Source organism: Sphingomonas sp. Leaf37, assembly GCF_920939475.1.
In the GTDB taxonomy this organism is placed as follows: domain Bacteria; phylum Pseudomonadota; class Alphaproteobacteria; order Sphingomonadales; family Sphingomonadaceae; genus Sphingomonas.
Map to the genome: position 1 here is coordinate 762,544 of NZ_CAKLAX010000003.1, position 18,367 is coordinate 780,910.

The following is an 18,367-nucleotide window of genomic DNA, read 5'->3' on the forward strand; positions in this document are numbered from 1 at the left end:
TCTCCCGTCGGGAGAGGGAGGGAGCGCGGCACGCGCGGAAGGGTGAGGGCAGGAGCGACACGCCAACGATCAATGCGCCGCTCCCCAGCTCGCGCCGGTGCCGATCTCGATTCCGAGCGGCACCGACAGCGTCACCGCGGGGGCCGCCGCCTCTGCCATCACCCGCTCGATCACCGGCTTGGCCGCCTCGACGTCGCTCTCGGGCAGCTCGAACACCAGTTCGTCGTGCACCTGCAACAGCATCTGCACGTGGGACAGCCCCGCCTCGGCCAGCGCCGGCTCCATCCGCACCATCGCACGCTTGATGATATCCGCGCACGTTCCCTGGATCGGCGCGTTGATCGCGGCGCGTTCGGCGCCCTGCCGCTCGTGCTGCACCTTGCTCTTGATCCGCGGGAAATGCGTCTTGCGCCCGAACAACGTCGTGGTGAAGCCACGCTCGCGCACCGTCTGCGTGGTCTCGGCGATGTAGTTATTGATGCCCGGAAAACGTTCGAAATAGCGGTCGATCATTGCCTGCGCCTCGTCCGCGCTGACGTCGAGCCGCCCCGCGAGACCCCAGCGGCTGATGCCGTACAGGATCGCGAAGTTGATCGTCTTCGCCCGCCCGCGGGTGTCGCGGTTGACCTCGCCGAACAGCTCCATCGCGGTCAGGCTGTGGATGTCGTCGCCATTGGCGAACGCCTCGCGCAGCGCCGGCACGTCGGCCATGTGCGCCGTCAGCCGCAGCTCGATCTGTGAGTAATCGGCCGCGAGGATGACGTTGCCCGGCTCCGCGACGAACGCATCGCGGATCTGCCGGCCGACCTCGGTACGGATCGGGATGTTCTGCAGGTTGGGTTCGGTCGACGACAGCCGCCCGGTCTGCGCGCCGGTCAGCGAATAGCTGGTGTGGACGCGGCCGGTGCGCGGATTGATCTGCGCCTGCAACGCGTCGGTGTAGGTGTTCTTCAGCTTCGACAATTGCCGCCAGTCGAGCACCCGCGCGGCGATCTCCGCGCCGGGCGAATCCTTGTCGGCGGCGATCCGCTCCAGTTCGGTGACGTCGGTCGAATAGACGCCGGACTTGCCCTTGCGGCCGCCCTTGATGCCCATCTTTTCGAACAACACGTCGCCCAGCTGCTTGGGGCTGCCGATCGTGAACGGTGCGCCGGCGAGGCCGTGGATCACCGTCTCCAGTCCGGCGATCTGCCCGCTGAACTCGGCGGACAAAGCGGACAGCTTCTCGCGATCCACCTTGATCCCGCGCATCTCCATCCGCGCGATCACCGGCACCAGCGGCCGATCGACCATCTCGTAGACGCGCGTCGAGCCCTCCGCCGGCAGCCGCGCCTTGAACCGCTTCCACAGGCGGTATGTCACGTCGGCGTCCTCGGCGGCGTAGCGGGTCGCCGCCTTCAGATCGATTTCGTGGAAGCCGCGCTGCGACTTGCCGGTGCCGACGACGTCCTTGAACGCGATGCAGCTGTGCGACAGGTGCGTGGCGGCGAGCTCGTCCATGCCGTGGCCGTGCAGCCCGGCGTCGAGGTCGAAGCTCATCACGATCGTGTCGTCGTGCGGCGCGATGGTGATCCCGCCCACCTCCTTACGCATTCCCAGCACGATCATGTCGAACTTCAGGTTATGGCCGATCTTGAGGACCGAGGGGTCCTCCATCAGGTCCTTCAGCCGTGCGAGCGCCGCCTCGACGTCGATCTGCACCGGCACTTCGGCCAGCAGGTCGGTGCCGCCATGCCCCAGCGGAATATAGCAGGCGATATTGGGGTGCAGCGCGAGGCTGACGCCGACCAGCTCGGCCTGCGTCGCGTCGGTCGAGCTGGTCTCGGTATCCACCGCGATCCAGCCCTGATGCCGCGCAAGCGTGATCCACCGGTCGAGTGCGTCGAGATCCTGCACCGTCTCATAGTCGTCGAGATTACAGGGCGGGTCCTCCTCCATCGGCACGTCGGCGGGCGCGGCGACCGGCGCATCGGCGACCTGACCCAGCTTGGTCAGCAGCGACCGAAAGCCGTGATGCTCCAGGAATGCGCGCAGCGGTGCGTCGGGAATGCCCTTGAGTTCGAGGTCTTCCAGCGGTTCGGGTAGCGCGACGTCGCAGCGCAGCGACACCAGTTCGCGGCTCAGCCGCGCCATCGGCGCATGCTCGATCAGATTGTCGCGCAGCTTGCCCTTCTTCATCCCCTCGGCCGCGGCGAGGACGGATTCGAGGTCGCCATGCTCCAGGATCAGCTTGGCCGCCGTCTTGGGGCCGACACCGGGAACGCCGGGCACGTTGTCGACGCTGTCGCCCATCAGCGCGAGCACGTCGCCCAATTGCGTCGGGGCGATGCCGAAGAACTTCTCCGCGACATGCTCCGCACCGAGCCGGCGGTTGTTCATCGTGTCGTACAGGTCGAGGCCGGGTTCGATCAGCTGCATCAGATCCTTGTCGGAACTGACGATCGTCACCAGCCAGCCCTGCGCCAGCGCGGCCTTGGCATAGCAGGCGATGATGTCGTCCGCCTCCAGCCCCTCGGTCTCGATGCACGGCAGCGAGAAGGCGCGGGTAGCGTCGCGGATCATCGGGAATTGCGGGACGAGGTCTTCGGGCGGCGGCGGCCGGTGCGCCTTGTACTGGTCGTACAGCTCGTTGCGGAACGTCTTCGACGATTTGTCGAGGATCACCGCCATATGCGTCGGACCTTCGGCCGCGTGGACCTCGTCCGCCAGCCGCCACAGCATCGTGGTATAGCCATAGACGGCGCCGACCGGCTCGCCATGCTTGTTGGTGAGCGGCGGCAGCCGGTGATAGGCGCGGAAGATATAGCCCGAGCCGTCGACGAGATAGAGATGGGGCATCGTGGCCGGCGTTTACCCGATCGGCGGGTGCGGGCCAAACGATCCTTGGCGATGGCGTGGCGGGTGAGGGGAGTGTGGCTTCCCGGTAACAGGATGAACGGTCAGTTCAGCCCGCCGCCGACATACCCCGCCACCGCCGCCGCGACCGACTGGATCAACTGCTGCCGTTCGCGGATCGGGCGGCGTGAATCGCCGATCATCACCGCGATCGCATAGCGGCGGCCATCCGGCGCGGTCAGCAGGCCGACGTCGTTGAAGCCCGCGTTACGCTGGCCCAGATCCTGTCCGGTGCCGGTCTTGTGCGCGATCTTCCACCCCGCGGGCAGCGCCGCGCGCAGCCGTGCGCGCCCGGTCACCGACGCGCCCATCGTATCGAGCAGGATCCGCGTCGACGTCTCGGTGAACAATTCGCCCCGCGCGAGGCGCGAGATCGCATCGGCGATCGCCAGCGGCGCCGCACCGTCCGGCGGATCGTTGACATAGGTATCCAGCGCCGCCGCCCGCACCTCGGGTGACAGCCGCGACCGCGCCAGCTCGAAACTGTTGCCCTTCGCCATCGACTGGTCCCAGTTCAGCCCTGCGGTCTGCGATTGCAGCAGGCGCTCGCCGGGGCCGAAGCGAATGTCGCCCAGCTGCTTGCGTTCGATCATCGCCCGCACCGCGATCGGCCCGCCGACATAGGTCAGCAGCCGGTCGTTGGCGGTATTGTCGCTATGCGTCAGCGCACGCGTCAGCAACTCGCCGACCGTGGTCTGATAGCCCGCCCCCTTCACCAGCATCGCGATCGGCTGGTGGAACAGCGTCAGATCCTCCGGCCGTACCAGCACCGCGTCGTCCAGCCGTGCCTTGCCCTGATCGCGCAGGTCCATCAGCGTCATCGCGACCCACAATTTGCTGACCGACTGCTGCGGCAGCCGCAGCCGCGCGCCGGGCGAGGCGACCGTCCAGCCTTCGTCGACCGCACGGATCGCGATACCGAACTTCCCGTCGAAATTACGCGCGATAGCGTCGATCGCGCTGGTCAGTTGCGCCGGCGCGACCTTGCGCGCGGGCGGCGCGGCTGCGGGGATCGGGATCGACACTTCCACCGGAGCCGACACGCCCGGCGCCTGCGCGCCAGCGCTCGGCCGCGAGGTCGAGCCGCAGCTGGAGACCAGCGCACACAGGCCGATAACAACAATGGATCGGGCCGAACGGCCATAGGCTGTCATAGGTGTGGCTGGGGCCCCGCTTCGCAACATCGGCGATCCTTATCGACGGATTCCCGCGCGGGAACCGGTCGTTGCAAGCGCTGCGATGAAGCGCAGCAACCGCGAGCCGAACCGCAGCACGCAACATTGCTGCGCAGCGCCGTTTACGCTCCTGCACCCGAACAGGACGAGGACGACATGGCGGCGATGACCAGCGACTTCTTCGTGGACCGGCTGAAAGCATGGGGCGTGACCCGCATCTACGGCTATTCCGGCGACGGCATCAACGGCGTGCTCGGCGCCTTGCAGCGCGCCGAAAGGGCTGGGGAGGGCATCGAGTTCATCCAGGTCCGGCACGAGGAGATGGCCGCCTTCATGGCGACCGCGCACGCCAAGTTCACCGGCGAGATCGGCGTTTGTTTGTCCACCGGAGGTCCCGGCGCAACGCATTTGCTGACCGGGCTGTACGACGCCAAGCTCGACCACGTGCCCGTTTTCGCGATCGCGGGGCAGGCGGAGACAACGGTGCGCGGCGCGAGCTATCAGCAGGAACTCAACCTCGACCGCATCTTCGCCGATGTCGCCGATTACGTGCAGGAGGCGACGGCACCGGCACAGGTCCGCCACGTCACCGATCGCTCGATCCGCATCGCAATGGCGGGCAACGGCGTCGGCGTGATCGTGCTGCCCAAGGACGTGCAGGACGAACCCTATGAAGAGCCGAAGGTCCAGCACGGCTACACCCGATCGGGCGTCGGCTACACCCGCCCGCGCATCGTGCCGCAACCGGCCGATCTGGCGCGCGCGGCCGAGGTGCTCAATGCGGGGGAAAAGGTCGCGATCCTGATCGGCGCGGGCGCACGCGCGGGTGCCGACGAGGTCGTGCGGATCGCCGACCTGCTCGGTGCGGGCATCGCCAAGGCCCTGCTCGGCAAGGATGTCCTGTCCGACGAACTGCCCTTCGTCACCGGTGCGATCGGGCTGCTCGGGACCAGGCCGTCGTGGGACCTGATGCAGGGCGCGGATACGTTGCTGATGATCGGCACCGGTTTCCCCTGGGCGGAGTTCCTGCCCGCCGACGGCAAGGTCCGCGCGGTGCAGATCGACGTCGACGCCGGGATGCTCGGCCTGCGCTATCCGACCGAGGTCAATCTGCATGGCGGCGCGCAGGAGACGCTGGAAGCGCTGATACCGTTGATCGAACGCAAGACCGACCGCAGCTGGCGCGAGGATATCGAGGCTGGTGTCGCCGAATGGTGGCGGACGCTGGAAGCACGCGCGCTGGCGGAGGCGAAACCCGTCAACCCGCAGCGCGTGGTGTGGGAGATGTCGCCGCGCCTGCCGTCGAACGCGATCGTCACGTCGGACAGCGGCTCGTGCTGCAACTGGTTCGCGCGCGATTTCAAGGTGAAGCAGGGTCAGCGCTGCTCGCTGTCGGGCGGCCTCGCCTCGATGGGGGCGGCGGTGCCCTATGCGATCGCCGCGAAGTTCGCCTATCCCGATCGTCCGTGGTGGCGCTGGTCGGCGACGGCGCGATGCAGATGAACAACCTTGCAGAGATGATCACGGTACAGAAATACTGGCAGCGCTGGTCGGATCCACGATTCATCGTCTGCGTGTTCAATAACGAGGATCTGAACGAGGTGACGTGGGAACAGCGCGTCATGGAGGGCAATCCGCGTTTTCCGACGACGCAGGACCTTCCCGATGTCCCCTATGCGAAGTTCGCCGAGCTGATCGGGCTGAAGGGCATCTTTGTCGACCGTCCGGAGGATCTGGGCGCGGCGTGGGATGCCGCGCTCACATCGGACCGTCCGGTGATCCTCGAGGTGAAGACCGACCCCGAAGTCGCCCCGCTGCCACCGCACCTGACGATGGCGCAGGCGAAGGCGTTCATGACCTTGATGGCGAAGGGCGACCGTGGCGCCGGCCGCGTGCTGGCCGACACCGCGCGCCAGCTGTTCAAGGAAGTGACCGGCTAACAAGATCCTCCCCCGCAAGGGGGAGGTGGCGCGGCGAAGCCGTGACGGAGGGGGAAGTTAAGCTACGAACCCGGTCGCTCGCGGAAATACCCCCTCCACCATTCGGCTATCGCCGAACGGTCCCCCTCCCCAGCTCAAGCAAGGGAGGAACAGGAAGGACCAAATCCTCCCCCGCAAGGGGGAGGTGGCGCGGCGAAGCCATGACGGAGGGGGAGGTAAACTACGAACCCGGTCGCTCGCGGAAACGCCCCCTCCACCATTCGGCTATCGCCGAACGGTCCCCCTCCCCCGCTAAAGCGAGGGAGGAACAGGAAGGACCAAACCCTCCCCCGCTAAAGCGAGGGAGGAACAGGAAGGACCAAACCCTCCCCCGCAAGGGGGAGGTGGCGCGGCGAAGGCGTGACGGAGGGGGAGGTAAGCTCCGAACCCGGTCGCTTGTGGAAACACCCCCTCCACCATTCGGCTATCGCCGAACGGTCCCCCCGCGTTAGCGGTGACGGAGGGGGAGGTGGGCTACGACACTCGTGGCTTGAACGAACGCCTTACGCCCCCGCCGCCTTCAGCAACGGCTCCAGCTGACCCCAGCTCACCGCTTCCGCCTTCTTGCCGTTGATCAACAGCGTCGGCGTGCCCGCGACGGTGCCGTCGGCGCTCTTGTCCTGCGTCTGCTTGGTCCAGCGATCGATCTGCGCCATGTCGCCGAGGCATTGGCGCGCCTTCGCCTCCGGAATACCGCGCTGCTTGGCAAAGTCGATCAACCCCATCTGTTCGGCCATGATGCGAATCGCCTCGACCGGCTTGGCGGTCTGCAACTGCGCCTGCACCGGCTGCGGCGTCGCCTGCAGCTTGGTGTTGAAGCCGTCCTGCGCCTGATACATCTGGTCGAGGATCGGGAAGAACGCCGCGGGATCGGTGCAATTGCCGAGCAGGGCCGGCGGCAGGTCGGGCGCGCCATGGACCAGGAATTCGCGGTACTCGAAGCTCACCTTGCCCGATTTGACATAAATGTTCATCAGCGGCCCGAAGCTCTCGCGTGCCAGTGCGCCACAGGTCGGGCACAGGCGCGAGCCATATTCGACCAGCTTGATCGGCGCGTCGGGATTGCCGACGATCGTGCCCTCGGCGGTTCGCGATACGGTGTCGGTCCAGTTCTGGCCGGCGGGCGCGGTAACGGCGGCGACCGGGCTGGCGGGGGCGGACGGCGTGCCGGTTTCGCTGGAACAGCCGGCGATCGCCAGCGGCAGGATCAGCAGGGACGCGAGCAACTTCATGCGATTACGCTCCATTACTTGGCGCTCTTGGCGCGCAGGACGGGTTCGAACTGGCTCCAGCCCATCGGCTGCTGGAGTTCGCCATCGAGATAAAAGGTCGGCGTGCTGCGCACCTCTACCGGTGCGTCGCTGGTCATCGCCGTGATCCGGTCGATGCCCGCTTTGTCGGCGAAACAGGCGTTGATCTGGCGCGGCGTCAGCCCGCGCGTGCGCATCGCCGCGGTCAATCCGCCGGCATCGGCATAGAGGCGCGCCTGCTTCACCAGCGGTTGCTGGTCGATCGATGGGTTGACCTGCTGATACGCCGCGACCTTGGGCAACCATGTCGCCTGGGTCGCGAACACCATCGCATGCGCCGCGCCGAAGCCGCGCGGCCCCGCGCAGCGCGCGAGGATCGCCGCGCCCAGATCGGCGGGATCGCGGATCAGGTGGCGATATTCCAGGCTGACCTTGCCGGCCTTGATCATCTGCCCCTTCAGCACCGGCGCGCTCTCGTTGGCGAAATCGGCACAATGCGAACAGGTGTAGCTGCCATATTCGACCAGCTTCACCGGTGCCGCGGGGTTGCCGAAGACATAGGCGCCCTTGGCCGTTGGCCGCGCGACCTGACTCCAGTCGGTGGCGGGCGCGGCGGCGATCAGGGCGAACGCGATGGGGAAGGGAGCAAGCAGGCGCATCATCATCCAACCTTGGGAAGACCGCGGGTGGCGTGGACGCCGGCGGCGAGCGATTCGAGTACGGCGCGCAATTCGGGATCGGCGATCACCTTCAGTCCCTCTCCGACTTCGGCCGGGGCGGGCTTCAACGACGGCGGTGCGCTGCGCGGCATCGGCTTCGCCACCTCGCCCTGCCGAATCGTCAGCCGCGCGACCGCGACATAGCCGAAGAAGCGATTGACCCGCTCGATGATCTCGGGCGCGATATGCTGCATCATCGGCGCATGCGCCCCGCGCACGACGATGGTCAGGACGCCGTCCGCACGCTTTCCCGGCGGAAAGCGCAGCGATTCGGGGTTGGATGCGGCCGCCCAGCGCGCACCGACGATCTCCGGCCAGCGGGTGACCAGCGCACTCTGTACGAAGCCGAATCGCTTGAATGCGGCGCCATGGATCGCGGGCAGCAATTCGCTGACCGCGCGGGCGCGATTCTGGCGAGGGGCTTCGGATGTGGGGGCGCCGGCGCGCTTGCTCATTGGCGGACCCATGCCATAGCCGGCGCGTGGACGCTACACGATCATCGATCGATCCGACGCGCATCGCCCCCGCGCTGCTCGGCTGGTACGATACCCATCGCCGCGCGCTGCCGTGGCGGGCGCTGCCGGGCGAGGCGGCGGACCCCTATCGAATATGGCTGTCGGAGGTGATGCTGCAACAGACGACCGTCGCGGCGGTGCGTCCGCGGTTCGCGGCATGGGTGGCGCGCTGGCCCGACTTCGCGTCGCTGGCGGCGGCGGACGAGGCGGAGGTGATGGCGGCCTGGGCGGGCCTCGGCTATTACGCGCGCGCGCGTAATCTGGTCGCGGCGGCGAAAGTCGTGGTGGCGGACCACGGCGGTGCGTTCCCGCACGATGAGGCGACGCTGCGCACGCTGCCCGGCCTCGGTGCCTATACTGCGGCCGCGGTCGCGGCGATCGCCTTCGGGCAGCGCGCGGTCGTGGTCGACGCCAACGTCGAACGCGTCGTCGCGCGATTGTTCGCGATCGATACGCCGCTGCCGGGTGCGCGGGTGCCGATCCGCGCGGCTGCGGATCGGGTGACCCCCGATACCCGTGCCGGCGATTTCGCCCAGGCGATGATGGACCTCGGCTCTGCGATCTGCACGCCGAAGAAACCATCCTGCCTGCTCTGTCCGTTGCAGCATGATTGTGTTGCGGTGCGTCGGGGCGCACCCGAACGCCTGCCGGTGAAGGCCGCGAAGAAGCCGAAGCCGCAGCGGTACGGCACCATCTTCTGGCTACAGCGGGGCGATGACGTGCTATTGGTCCGCCGCCCCGACAAGGGCTTGCTCGGCGGCATGCGTGCGCTGCCGACCGGCCCATGGACCGATGCCTCGCCCGGCCTCGCCGACGCGCCCGCTGCGGCCGGCTGGGAATTGCGAAATGTGACGGTTTCGCACGGATTTACCCATTTCGACATCGAACTGTCGCTTGCCGTGGCGCTGACGGAAGCGCATCAATTCGGTGATGATGCCATGTGGTGGCCGATCGTGGATCTCGACCGCGCCGGATTGCCGACGCTGTTCGCAAAAGCCGCGTCGGCGGTGCTGAGGAGGGACGGATGAAGCGGGTGTACGGGATCGGCGGACTCGCACTGGTGGCGCTGGTCGCTGCCGCGGCGGTCAATGGGCAGGCAGTGCGACAGGATGCGCCTCGTTCTGCGGAGATCGTCTCGCAGGGTCTGCGGAAGTCCTTCCTGCCGACCACCCAGGCACTGTTCGACGGCTATGTTCGCGATGGCAAAATGCCCGGCATCGTCGCCGCGTTCGGCATCGGTGATCGTCCGACGCTGTTCGTATCCTCGGGCCGGCTCGCCACCGATCCTGCCGCGCCGCTGGCGACGCAGGACAGCCTGTGGCGCGTCTATTCGATGACCAAGCCGGTCACGGCGATGGCGGCGATGATCCTGATCGAACAGGGCAGGATCGGCCTCGACGATCCGGTGTCGAAATACATCCCGGCGTTCCGGTCGATGAAGGTCGCCACCGCGCCCGAAACCAGCCTCGCCAGCGTGCCGGCGAAGACGCCGATCACGATCCGCATGCTGCTGACCCACACCTCCGGCCTTACCTACAACATCATCGCCAAGGGTGCGCTGCTCAAGGAGTATGAGCGGCTCGGCATCCTGCCCGCCGCGGTCAATGCCGCGATCGAGCCGGGCATGCGCCGCGCCCGTCCGGCGACGCTCGCCGCCTTCGCCGATCAGGTCGCCAAGGCCCCGCTGATCGCGCAGCCCGGCACCGCGTGGAACTACTCGGTCGGCCTCGACGTGATGGGCCGCGTGATCGAGGTCGCCTCGGGCCAGCCGTTCGATACCTTCGTAAACACCCGCATCTTCGCGCCGCTTGGGATGACGTCGAGCTACTGGACCGTGCCGCAGTCCGAAGCGGGCCGGCTCGCGACCAACTATGCGTGGACGGGCGAACTGCTCGCCCCGCTCGATCCCGCCGCCACCTCGGTCTACCTGCGACCGCCCAGCTTCCCCTATGGCGGCGCCGGGCTGGTGATGTCCGCGCGCGATTACGACCGCTTCCTCCACATGCTCGCCGATGGCGGTAGCCTGGACGGCGTGCGGATCATGAAGCCCGAGACGGTGCGGCTCGCCATGTCGAACCTGCTGCCCGCCGGTGTCACGTTCGGCGGCGTCGGCGGCGCGACCGGCGGCGCCTCCGCCAACGCGATACCGATGGGCTTCGGTGCCGGCGGTTCGGTCTATCTCGCGGATGGACCGGGCGGCATGCCGTCGAAGGGGACCTATGGCTGGGGCGGCGCGGCCGGAACCGTCGCCTTCGTCGATCCCGTCAAGCGGGTCCGCGGCACGATCATGGTCAACTATTTCCCCGCCGATCGCTGGCCGGTGCGGCAGGAGGCGGTCCGCGCGCTCGCCACCGACCTGTCGCGGTTGCGGCGATGACCCTCGTCCCTGGCTTCACCGGCGGCCTGCTCGACCGGGCCGACGCGCTGCGCCACGATCCCGCCGCGCTGTCGGCGAAGCTCGACTGGCGCGCCCGACTGCTCAAACTCGACGGGCTGATGCCGCAGATCGAGGACGGACGGCTGGCGTGGACCAGCCTCGCCGACCTGCCCGACGATGCGGAGATCGTGCTGCTCGGCCTCGATGCGCAGGACCGTGCGCATGTCGCGGCGCTGCTGCCCGCGAGTGGGGAGGGGACGACACCGGCGATGCGCTCGCCCGCGCTGATGGCGGTGCTCGGCGCGCTGGAGGCGGGGGAGGCGGCAACCTATGCGGCGGCGCGCAGCCTGCTCGACTGGCATGCCCGCCACCGGTTCTGCGCCCGTTGCGGGTCGACCACCCACCTGTTCCGCGCCGGCTGGGGGCGGCAATGCGACGCCTGCTACACAGAGCATTTCCCGCGCGTCGATCCCGTCGTCATCATGATCGCCGAACACGATGGCCGCGCGCTGCTCGGCCGCGGCAAGGGCTGGCCGGAGGGGCGCTATTCCGCGCTCGCCGGCTTCCTGGAACCCGGCGAATCGATCGAGGAAGCGGTGGCGCGCGAGATCCACGAGGAAGCCGGCGTCCGCGTCACCGGCGTCCGCTATGTCTCCAGCCAGCCATGGCCGTTCCCGTCGTCGCTGATGATCGCCTGCATCGGCGAAGCGGAGGACGACGCGATCACACTCGACACCACCGAGCTCGAGGATGCGATGTGGGTGCCGCGCGACCTCGTTCGTGCGGTACTGGCGGGCGAACCGGGCCCGTTCGTCGCCCCGCCATCCTACGCGATCGCCCACACCCTGCTGACGGAATGGGCGCGGCGGGACGGCTGAGGATCACCGCATCGCGGCGATCAGATCGTCCAGCGGCACCGTCGCGAAGGTCGTCATGTCGTCCGCCAGCGCATAGGGCAGCAGCAGCGTCCGTCCCCGCACCAGCGCGCCGCAGGTGTAGACGACGTTGGGCACGTAACCGTCCCACGTCTCGCCGTCCGGCGCGATCAACGGTTCGGCCAGTCGCTTCAGCACCCTGGTCGGATCGTCCCGATCGAGCAGCGCCGCGCCGATGCAATAGCTGCGGACGATGCCGACGCCATGCGTGATGACCAGCCAGCCCTCGTCGATCTCGATCGGCGATCCGCAATTGCCGATCTGCACGAACTCCCACGGATATTCGGGCGTCATGATCCGCACCGGATCCTGCCATTCCAGCGGCGTGTCGCTGGTCCCGTACCACAGGTTCTCGTTGTCGTGCCGGAACAGCGCGGCGAACTTGCCGCCGATCCGCCGCGGGAACAGCGCCATGCCCTTGCCGGGCGCCACCGGCCCGTCGACCGGGTGCATGTGGAACAGCCGGAAATCGTCGGTCTGCAGCACCTCCTGCCGCGCCCCCTTGTCGCTGACCGCGGTGTAGCTGCCGATATAGGTCTGGTTGCCGTCGTCCTCGCGGAATTGCACCAGCCGCAGATCCTCGATTCCCCGGTTCTGCGATTCGATCACCGGGAACAGCACGGTTTCGGACGGCTCGCGCGATTCGCGACAGTTCAGCTGGATCAGCGCCTTCGCCCCGATCTGGCGGACGAGGTCGGGGTCGGGCTCCTCCAGCAATGGCGGCACGCCCTGCTGGCTTGGTGGATCGAGCACCAGCGTGTCGTCCCCCGGACCCCAGATACCGGTGCGGAACGTCACCGACGACAGATGCCCTTCGCCGATACCCCGCAATGACAGGACGAACCGGATCGCACCATCCGGGCACTCGTCCTGATCCGGATGCGGCACGATGCTGGGGTTGAACAGCGCCGCCGCCTCGAACGAATATTCCGCGCTGAAATAGCCGCCGATCAGCATCTTGCGCTTGTCGGACACGGTGGTGTCGAGCTTCAGCTGGGGCGCCACCTCGTCGAAGCGCCGCATCAGCAGCGCGGGCACCTCGCGGTGACGGACGCCGAGCCCTTCGATGATGATATCGACCAGTTGCTGGACCTCGTCGTCCGACATCGCCAGCGTCCGCTCGACGATCCGGTCGCCGCGCGGTTTGCCCTCGACGCGAAAGGGGTCGGGATCGCCGGGCAGGAACGGCCGGATCACCGTTCGCTTGGGATCGGGCAACAGGGTCGGATCGAGGTGGCGAACGAAGGAAGCGGCCAAGGTACAGTCTCCGGGGCGGACGGGCCGACCGGCCCGATGCATCGATCGTCAGACGCATGAACGTATCGGCGGGTCCGCCCCGATCCCTGATTTGCGTTAGGAAATATTGCCGACCGCGTCGCTCCGCATCCGCCCGTGGTCGAGCAATCGCCGACGTAAGGCGATCCTGGCGGCTCCGCGCCGGCCGCGCGCGGCATCGGCGATCGCCAGCCACGCCATCGCCTCGCCGACGCGCTGCGCCGGTTCCTGCACGATCCGTGGCAGCTCGGTGTCGTAGGGCGCGAAATAGCCCGGTTCGCCCTGCCATTCGATCAGCCGCGCCCGCGCCGCGTCGAGGCTCCAGCGGTCGAGATGGATACCCAGATCCGCAAGCGCGCGGGCGACCCGAAAGATCAGCCAATGGAGATGGCCGAGCATCGTGCGCGGATCGGCGAAGGCGCCGTCCTCCGCCGCAACCGCCTCGGCATGAATGCCCCACCCTTCGACGAAGCTGCCGGCATAGGTGATCCGCAGCGGATGCGGCGGTGCGATGCCCTCCAGCCCGAGCTGGATCATATGCCCGGGCAGCAATTCGTGCGCGACGACGCTGGGCAGCGTCCAGCTCGGCCGGCGGCCAAGCTGCTTCAGGTCGACGATATAGGCACCCGGCTGCGTCGGCGTCGGTACTGCGCGATAGCCGTTCCTGCCTGCCGCGATTTCCTCCGCGGACAGCGTGCGGACACCGACGTCGGTGCACCAGGCGGGAACCGGTCCGATCGTCGCCGGAACGCGGGCACGGGCGGCTTCCAGCATCCTCGTCATATCGGCGACGGCCGCAGCGGCGTCGGGGTACAGGAAGCGTTCGTCGCGCCACAGCCGGCTGTAGCGATCCCCGATACTGCCGCCGGTGATGCCGATCGTGGAGAACGCCGCTGCGGCACGGGCATGCAGGCCGTCCAGCTCGCGTGTCAGCCGCGCCTGTGCCGCCTGCGGCGTGACCGGCCCCAGCGGCCGGGCCAGCAGCAGCGCATAATGGTCCGCCGCGATCGGCCCGGCGTCCGCGAGCGGACGGTAGCCGCCCTTGGCGCCACGCGTCGCGGGGATGGCAGCCAGACGCTCGTCGATCGCCAGCCCGGCACGGGCCGTGACGAGGTCGAGCCGCTGCGACGCCGGCAATGTCCGTGCCTCGAATCCGGCGAGCCGCGAAAGCGCCTGCGCCGGCGGCGATCCCGCCGCCTCGTCCAGAGCAAGACGCAGGGTGTCGTCGGGGCTATGGTCGCCACCGCGATCGCGGACGCAGGCGGACAGCATCGTCGCACCCATCCCGACGATCACGGACCGCCGGTGCGGTCCAGTCGCAGCAGGCATATGCCCGTGCTTTTGCACCGGCGGCAGTCCGGGGTCGCAGGCGTTACGCTGCGTCATGCTGCCCGGCCCCGGCCCCGGTTTCGTGCGTTCACGGGAACACGAGGGCGCAATCGGCGGACGGTCGCCGTCCCGATACCGGGCATCACCGCCCCACCACAGGTACGGTGTTGTTCAGCCGCGTCACCTCCGGCGCGTCGCCCGCCAGTGCCACGCGGGCGGTTAGCCCGGTGGTGGCGCCCGGGGCCATCAGCTGGACCGTCACCGTCCGTGGCTTCAGGTCGTTCGGCGCCTCCATAGCCGGGATCGGTGCGGTCGCGACGACGCGGCCATCCGCCGCCACCAGCGTCGCGATACCCGTACCCGATGGCGTCGACCCCAGACCATGTACGGTCAGCGTCACGCGCCGTCCCCTCACCGTCACATCGTCCGATCCGATGCCGATATCCGGCCGCGTTTCGACCGGCGTCGTCGGCTGCATCAGCTTTGCCTCGATCACCGTCGTCGTGCGGGGGGCGAAGGTCACGTCCATTCCGACGCTGCGTTCCAGCGGCACCGTCGATTGCACACCCCCCGCAACCGGCGTCTTGCCTTCGTCCGTGCTGGTGCTCGTCCGCACCTGCCACGACCCTGCGGTGACGTTCCACGTCGTCATCGTCGCACGCTGGGGCACGTCGCTGGTGTTGTAGGCGATGACCCGGAACGCATCCCGTGTCGCGCCGGGAACCAGGATCGCGACCTGCTCCGCCGCGCCCGACGTCGCGAAGCGCCAGCTGACGGTATTGCCCGGCCAGGTCTGGTTACGGCGCAGCGCGATCCCGCCAAGTCGCTCGCGTTGCAGGATCTCGTTCGGCTGGTCGACCCGATCGGACCACCAATGGCCCTCGGTATACATATATTGGTGCTGCGCCTTGTCGGTCCATGCGTCCGCATGCAGCGTGGCCAGCGTCGCGGTGTCGCCGGTGGCGGTCCACGCGGTATATCGCGCGAACGGATCGTTGCCCGCCACCTTCGCGATCTTCGCGCGCAATGCCGTGCCCCCCGGCATCAGGTCGAATGCGTTCTCGTTGAATTCGGCCAGGCCACTGCCCGACTTGCCCACCCGCGCCATGATCGGGCGCAGATACGTGTCGTCGCCGGTGAAGCGCCACGCGGCCCACGCGCCCTGTAACGGCGTCGATACGCCGCCACCGTCGCCGACGCGCGTCGCGTCCGTGTCCCAGTTGATTTCGTTGGGATAACTCCAGGTCTCGTCGGCGGCTTGCTTGCCATGGGCCATCCAGCCGTCGATCACGCCGGTCACCAGCCCCCGCGCGGCCGGGCTGCCGTTGTAGAGGCCCAGCAGGATGGGGCCGTGCAGCACCGTGAAGCTGTACGGCTTCTGCCACGCGAACGCGCCCTCGCGGTACATCTTGCGGCCGCCGTACCAGTTGCTGGCGAAGTGCATATGGCCGGCGGGGTTCTTCAGGATCACACCCTGCAGCGCGCGGGTCGTCTCCATGATCCGCTCGACCGCCCTGGGTTCGCCCCAGTTGAGGTAGAGTCGCTGCGCGTCGGAGTTCAGCCCCTCCTCATAGGCATGCAGTTCGTCGGTGGTGATATAGCCGAGGCCGTTCACCCGCATGCCGTTCCTGAACACCGCGTCGGATACCGCGCGCAGCGAGGCGTTCACCTTGTCCGGCTCGACTCCCATCAGCGCGAGGCCGGGCCATTGCTGCGTCAAATCGGTGTCGTCGGAGATACCGCCGCCGAAATCGCCATAGGGCACCTGCCGATGATCGATCCACCACGTCACGAAATCGCGCGTGATCTTCAGGTCGTCGAGCTGTCGTGCCGCCCATTCCGGCACCCCCGCAGGCACCGGTGGCAGCGCGACCGGGGGCATATTCTCCGGTCGGTAGTTGATGTCCGCCCAATAAGCGCGGCCCTGCACGTGATCGGGATCGACGCGCAGCAGGTCGGAAATATCGGCGAAGACCCGCTGGTACAGCCCCGCGCGCTTCGAGGCGGTGTGTTCCTCGACCAGAAAACCCCAATTGTCGCGGACCTGATTGAAACGGTCCGCGACATGCTCCGCCTTCGCCTGATTGCGTGGCTTGAAGACGAGGCGAATCTTCGCCCCGTTCAGGCTCTGCGCGTCGAAGCTTTCCGCGCCCGAGGCGATCGTCAGGTACAGGCTGTCGTTGGAGAGGATGCGGTCGCGCAGGTCCAGCCACAGCGTCCGCGCCTCGCCGGGGCGGACCGATACCGACAGGTCGATCATCGCGCGGCCGGGCCAGATCGGATCGGCGATGCGGATGTTGAGCGGGATGGCCGCGCCTGTCGCACCCTCCAATGCGGGCAGGTCGATCGCGATCCCGTCCAGCCCGTCGTGGATGTTCTGCCAGCCGTAATCCCAAGCGCGCGCCAGCGGCTTGTCGGCATAGGCATCGCCGAAGCTCGCCGGGATCAGGACGTGGACGATCGGCTTGCCGGGCGCGCGCTGTACGGCCGCGCCGCCTGCTCCCGCCGCACCGGCCCCGACCGCGACCTTCATGCCCGACGACGGCATCGCCAGCACGGTCGCGCGCTCGTCGGCCGGGTAGCGGCCGGCGATAAAGGTGTTGAGCCCGTCGAGCACCGCCATCTTCGGTGAAGCGGCGGCATCGATCGTGTAACTCAGCTTGAAGCTGCCGGCAGGCTCGGGCGCAGCGCCGACGTCATAAGCCCAGATCTCCTGGATCGGCTGTTCCTGCATGACGTTGGTGAAGCTCAGCACGCCGCCGGTATGCGGCGTCACCGCATCGACGCTGCGCACGACGCCCTTGGCGCGGGTGGCGAGGCGGGTGCCGTTCCAGCTCAGCGTGCCGTAGGCCGCGCCCCGCAGCTCGACGCGGTTGAAGCTCTGCCCCTCCGGCACCGTCAGGTCGTAGCGCTTGCCGCCCTCGACATAGGTGTTCCAGTCGGGCAGCTCGAAATAATCGTCGCGGCCGGGCAGCTTCGACCGGTTGTAGACGCCGGGCCACGTCGTTTCGGCGATGCCGTCGACGCCCTTGTACATCCATTCCTTCAGGTCCTTGGCATCGGCGAACTCGATGCGGCGGACGCTGGTGACGGGATCGGCCAGGACCGGTGGCGCGCCTTTGTCCCAGCCGTAGCGGTGCAGCCAGGCGGTGCGCTGTGCGGCGGTGTCTACGGGCGGGCTTGCGGCAGGCTCCCGCTTGGCGGCGAGCGCGGCGACGTCCGTCGCGCCCAGCATGCGGTCGTAGACGCGGATCTCGTCGAGGTCGCTGCCGCGCATGAAGCTGTAGCGGCTCTGCACCTGATGCGGCGAGATGACGCGTCCCGCCATGCCGAACTGATCGAGCCCGGAATCGAGGTCGGATTTCTGGTCGAGTCGCGCGACTTCCTTGCCGTCGACGAACAGCCGGACGCCCGCCGTCTCGTCCCAGGCGAAGGCGATATGCTCCCATTGCTCGGGTGTGGGCGGGGTCGGGATGCGCCACGACACGCGCAGCCGCGACAGATTGGCATCGGTGACGAAGGCGTCGAAGCCGTGGCCGTTCCAGTCGATGCGCAGGAACGCCATGTCCCAGCTGGTGTGATCGGCGAACCCCGCACGGAAGATGACAAACGGCGCTTCGGTGACGGGATCGCGGGCGCGCCAGAAGAAGGCGAGCGTGCCGCGCTGCGCGACCATGTTGCCCGGCGCCTTCCACGCGACATAGCCCTCGTCCGCCCAGCGCGCCGCCCCGCCGATCGCGCCGTCCGGGGTGACGGTGACCGCGCTGCGGAAATTGGGGACGGGATCGCCGCCGGCCTTGTCCGCGGTCAGGTCCTTGTCGGCGGAGACGCGGAACAGCAGGCCGTCCTGCGCCACCGCCGGGGTGGCGAGCAGGGCGGCGGCGAGCGCGAGCGTGGAGGTGAGTTTCATGCAGCCTC

General features: G+C 68.1%; 11 protein-coding genes and 1 pseudogene. 4 read left to right on the forward strand and 8 right to left on the reverse strand.

The window, feature by feature from the left end; translation table 11 throughout:
• Positions 1-69 precede the first annotated feature (69 nt).
• Positions 70-2,838: a DNA polymerase I gene (gene polA / locus LRA87_RS13330; RefSeq protein ID WP_230631989.1), complete on the reverse strand. Its 2,769-nt coding sequence runs from the start codon at positions 2,836-2,838 to the stop codon at positions 70-72.
• Between the two features lie 101 nt (positions 2,839-2,939).
• Entirely contained in the window at positions 2,940-4,049 is a 1,110-nt protein-coding gene (locus LRA87_RS13335) for a serine hydrolase (protein WP_230631991.1), read from the reverse strand.
• Between the two features lie 186 nt (positions 4,050-4,235).
• On the opposite strand from LRA87_RS13335, the pseudogene LRA87_RS13340 reads away from it, so the two are divergent.
• Positions 4,236-6,010: pseudogene (locus LRA87_RS13340) on the forward strand (thiamine pyrophosphate-requiring protein).
• Positions 6,011-6,552: 542 nt separating this feature from the next.
• Here the strand turns inward: LRA87_RS13340 and LRA87_RS13345 are convergent.
• From LRA87_RS13345 to LRA87_RS13355, 3 genes are read right to left on the reverse strand one after another with little or no spacing between them, the layout of a single operon-like run.
• Positions 6,553-7,281 carry a thioredoxin domain-containing protein gene (locus tag LRA87_RS13345; protein WP_230631993.1) on the reverse strand — a complete coding sequence of 243 codons (729 nt, stop codon included), beginning with the start codon at positions 7,279-7,281 and terminating at the stop codon, positions 6,553-6,555.
• 14 nt (positions 7,282-7,295) lie between these two features.
• The gene (locus tag LRA87_RS13350) at positions 7,296-7,964 is read right to left on the reverse strand and encodes a DsbA family protein (protein WP_230631995.1); all 669 of its coding nucleotides are present in this window, start codon (positions 7,962-7,964) and stop codon (positions 7,296-7,298) included.
• Positions 7,961-8,473 (reverse strand): DUF721 domain-containing protein, encoded by a 513-nt coding sequence (locus tag LRA87_RS13355; protein ID WP_230631997.1) that lies wholly within the window; start codon positions 8,471-8,473, stop codon positions 7,961-7,963. The genes LRA87_RS13350 and LRA87_RS13355 overlap by 4 nt, the downstream gene beginning before the upstream one ends.
• Positions 8,474-8,499: 26 nt before the next feature.
• On the opposite strand from LRA87_RS13355, the gene LRA87_RS13360 reads away from it, so the two are divergent.
• Genes LRA87_RS13360 through nudC form a run of 3 tightly spaced genes read left to right on the forward strand, consistent with a single transcriptional unit; the run spans position 8,500 to position 11,788 of the window.
• Positions 8,500-9,561, forward strand: coding sequence for an A/G-specific adenine glycosylase (locus LRA87_RS13360; RefSeq protein ID WP_230631999.1), 1,062 nt, complete (start codon positions 8,500-8,502; stop codon positions 9,559-9,561).
• On the forward strand, positions 9,558-10,910 hold the full coding sequence (locus LRA87_RS13365) for a serine hydrolase domain-containing protein (RefSeq protein ID WP_230632001.1): 1,353 nt from the start codon (positions 9,558-9,560) through the stop codon (positions 10,908-10,910). The genes LRA87_RS13360 and LRA87_RS13365 overlap by 4 nt, the downstream gene beginning before the upstream one ends.
• On the forward strand, positions 10,907-11,788 hold the full coding sequence (gene nudC, locus LRA87_RS13370) for an NAD(+) diphosphatase (protein WP_230632003.1): 882 nt from the start codon (positions 10,907-10,909) through the stop codon (positions 11,786-11,788). The genes LRA87_RS13365 and nudC overlap by 4 nt, the downstream gene beginning before the upstream one ends.
• 3 nt (positions 11,789-11,791) lie before the next feature.
• On the opposite strand, the gene LRA87_RS13375 is transcribed toward nudC, so the two are convergent.
• The 3 genes from LRA87_RS13375 to LRA87_RS13385 all read right to left on the reverse strand — a co-directional run bounded on the left by LRA87_RS13375 (position 11,792) and on the right by LRA87_RS13385 (position 18,359).
• Positions 11,792-13,102: a glycoside hydrolase family 130 protein gene (locus LRA87_RS13375; protein ID WP_230632005.1), complete on the reverse strand. Its 1,311-nt coding sequence runs from the start codon at positions 13,100-13,102 to the stop codon at positions 11,792-11,794.
• A gap of 96 nt (positions 13,103-13,198) precedes the next feature.
• The gene (locus tag LRA87_RS13380) at positions 13,199-14,506 is read right to left on the reverse strand and encodes a DUF885 family protein (protein WP_230632007.1); all 1,308 of its coding nucleotides are present in this window, start codon (positions 14,504-14,506) and stop codon (positions 13,199-13,201) included.
• Positions 14,507-14,591: 85 nt separating this feature from the next.
• Positions 14,592-18,359 (reverse strand): LamG domain-containing protein, encoded by a 3,768-nt coding sequence (locus tag LRA87_RS13385; protein ID WP_230632009.1) that lies wholly within the window; start codon positions 18,357-18,359, stop codon positions 14,592-14,594.
• Positions 18,360-18,367 lie beyond the last annotated feature (8 nt).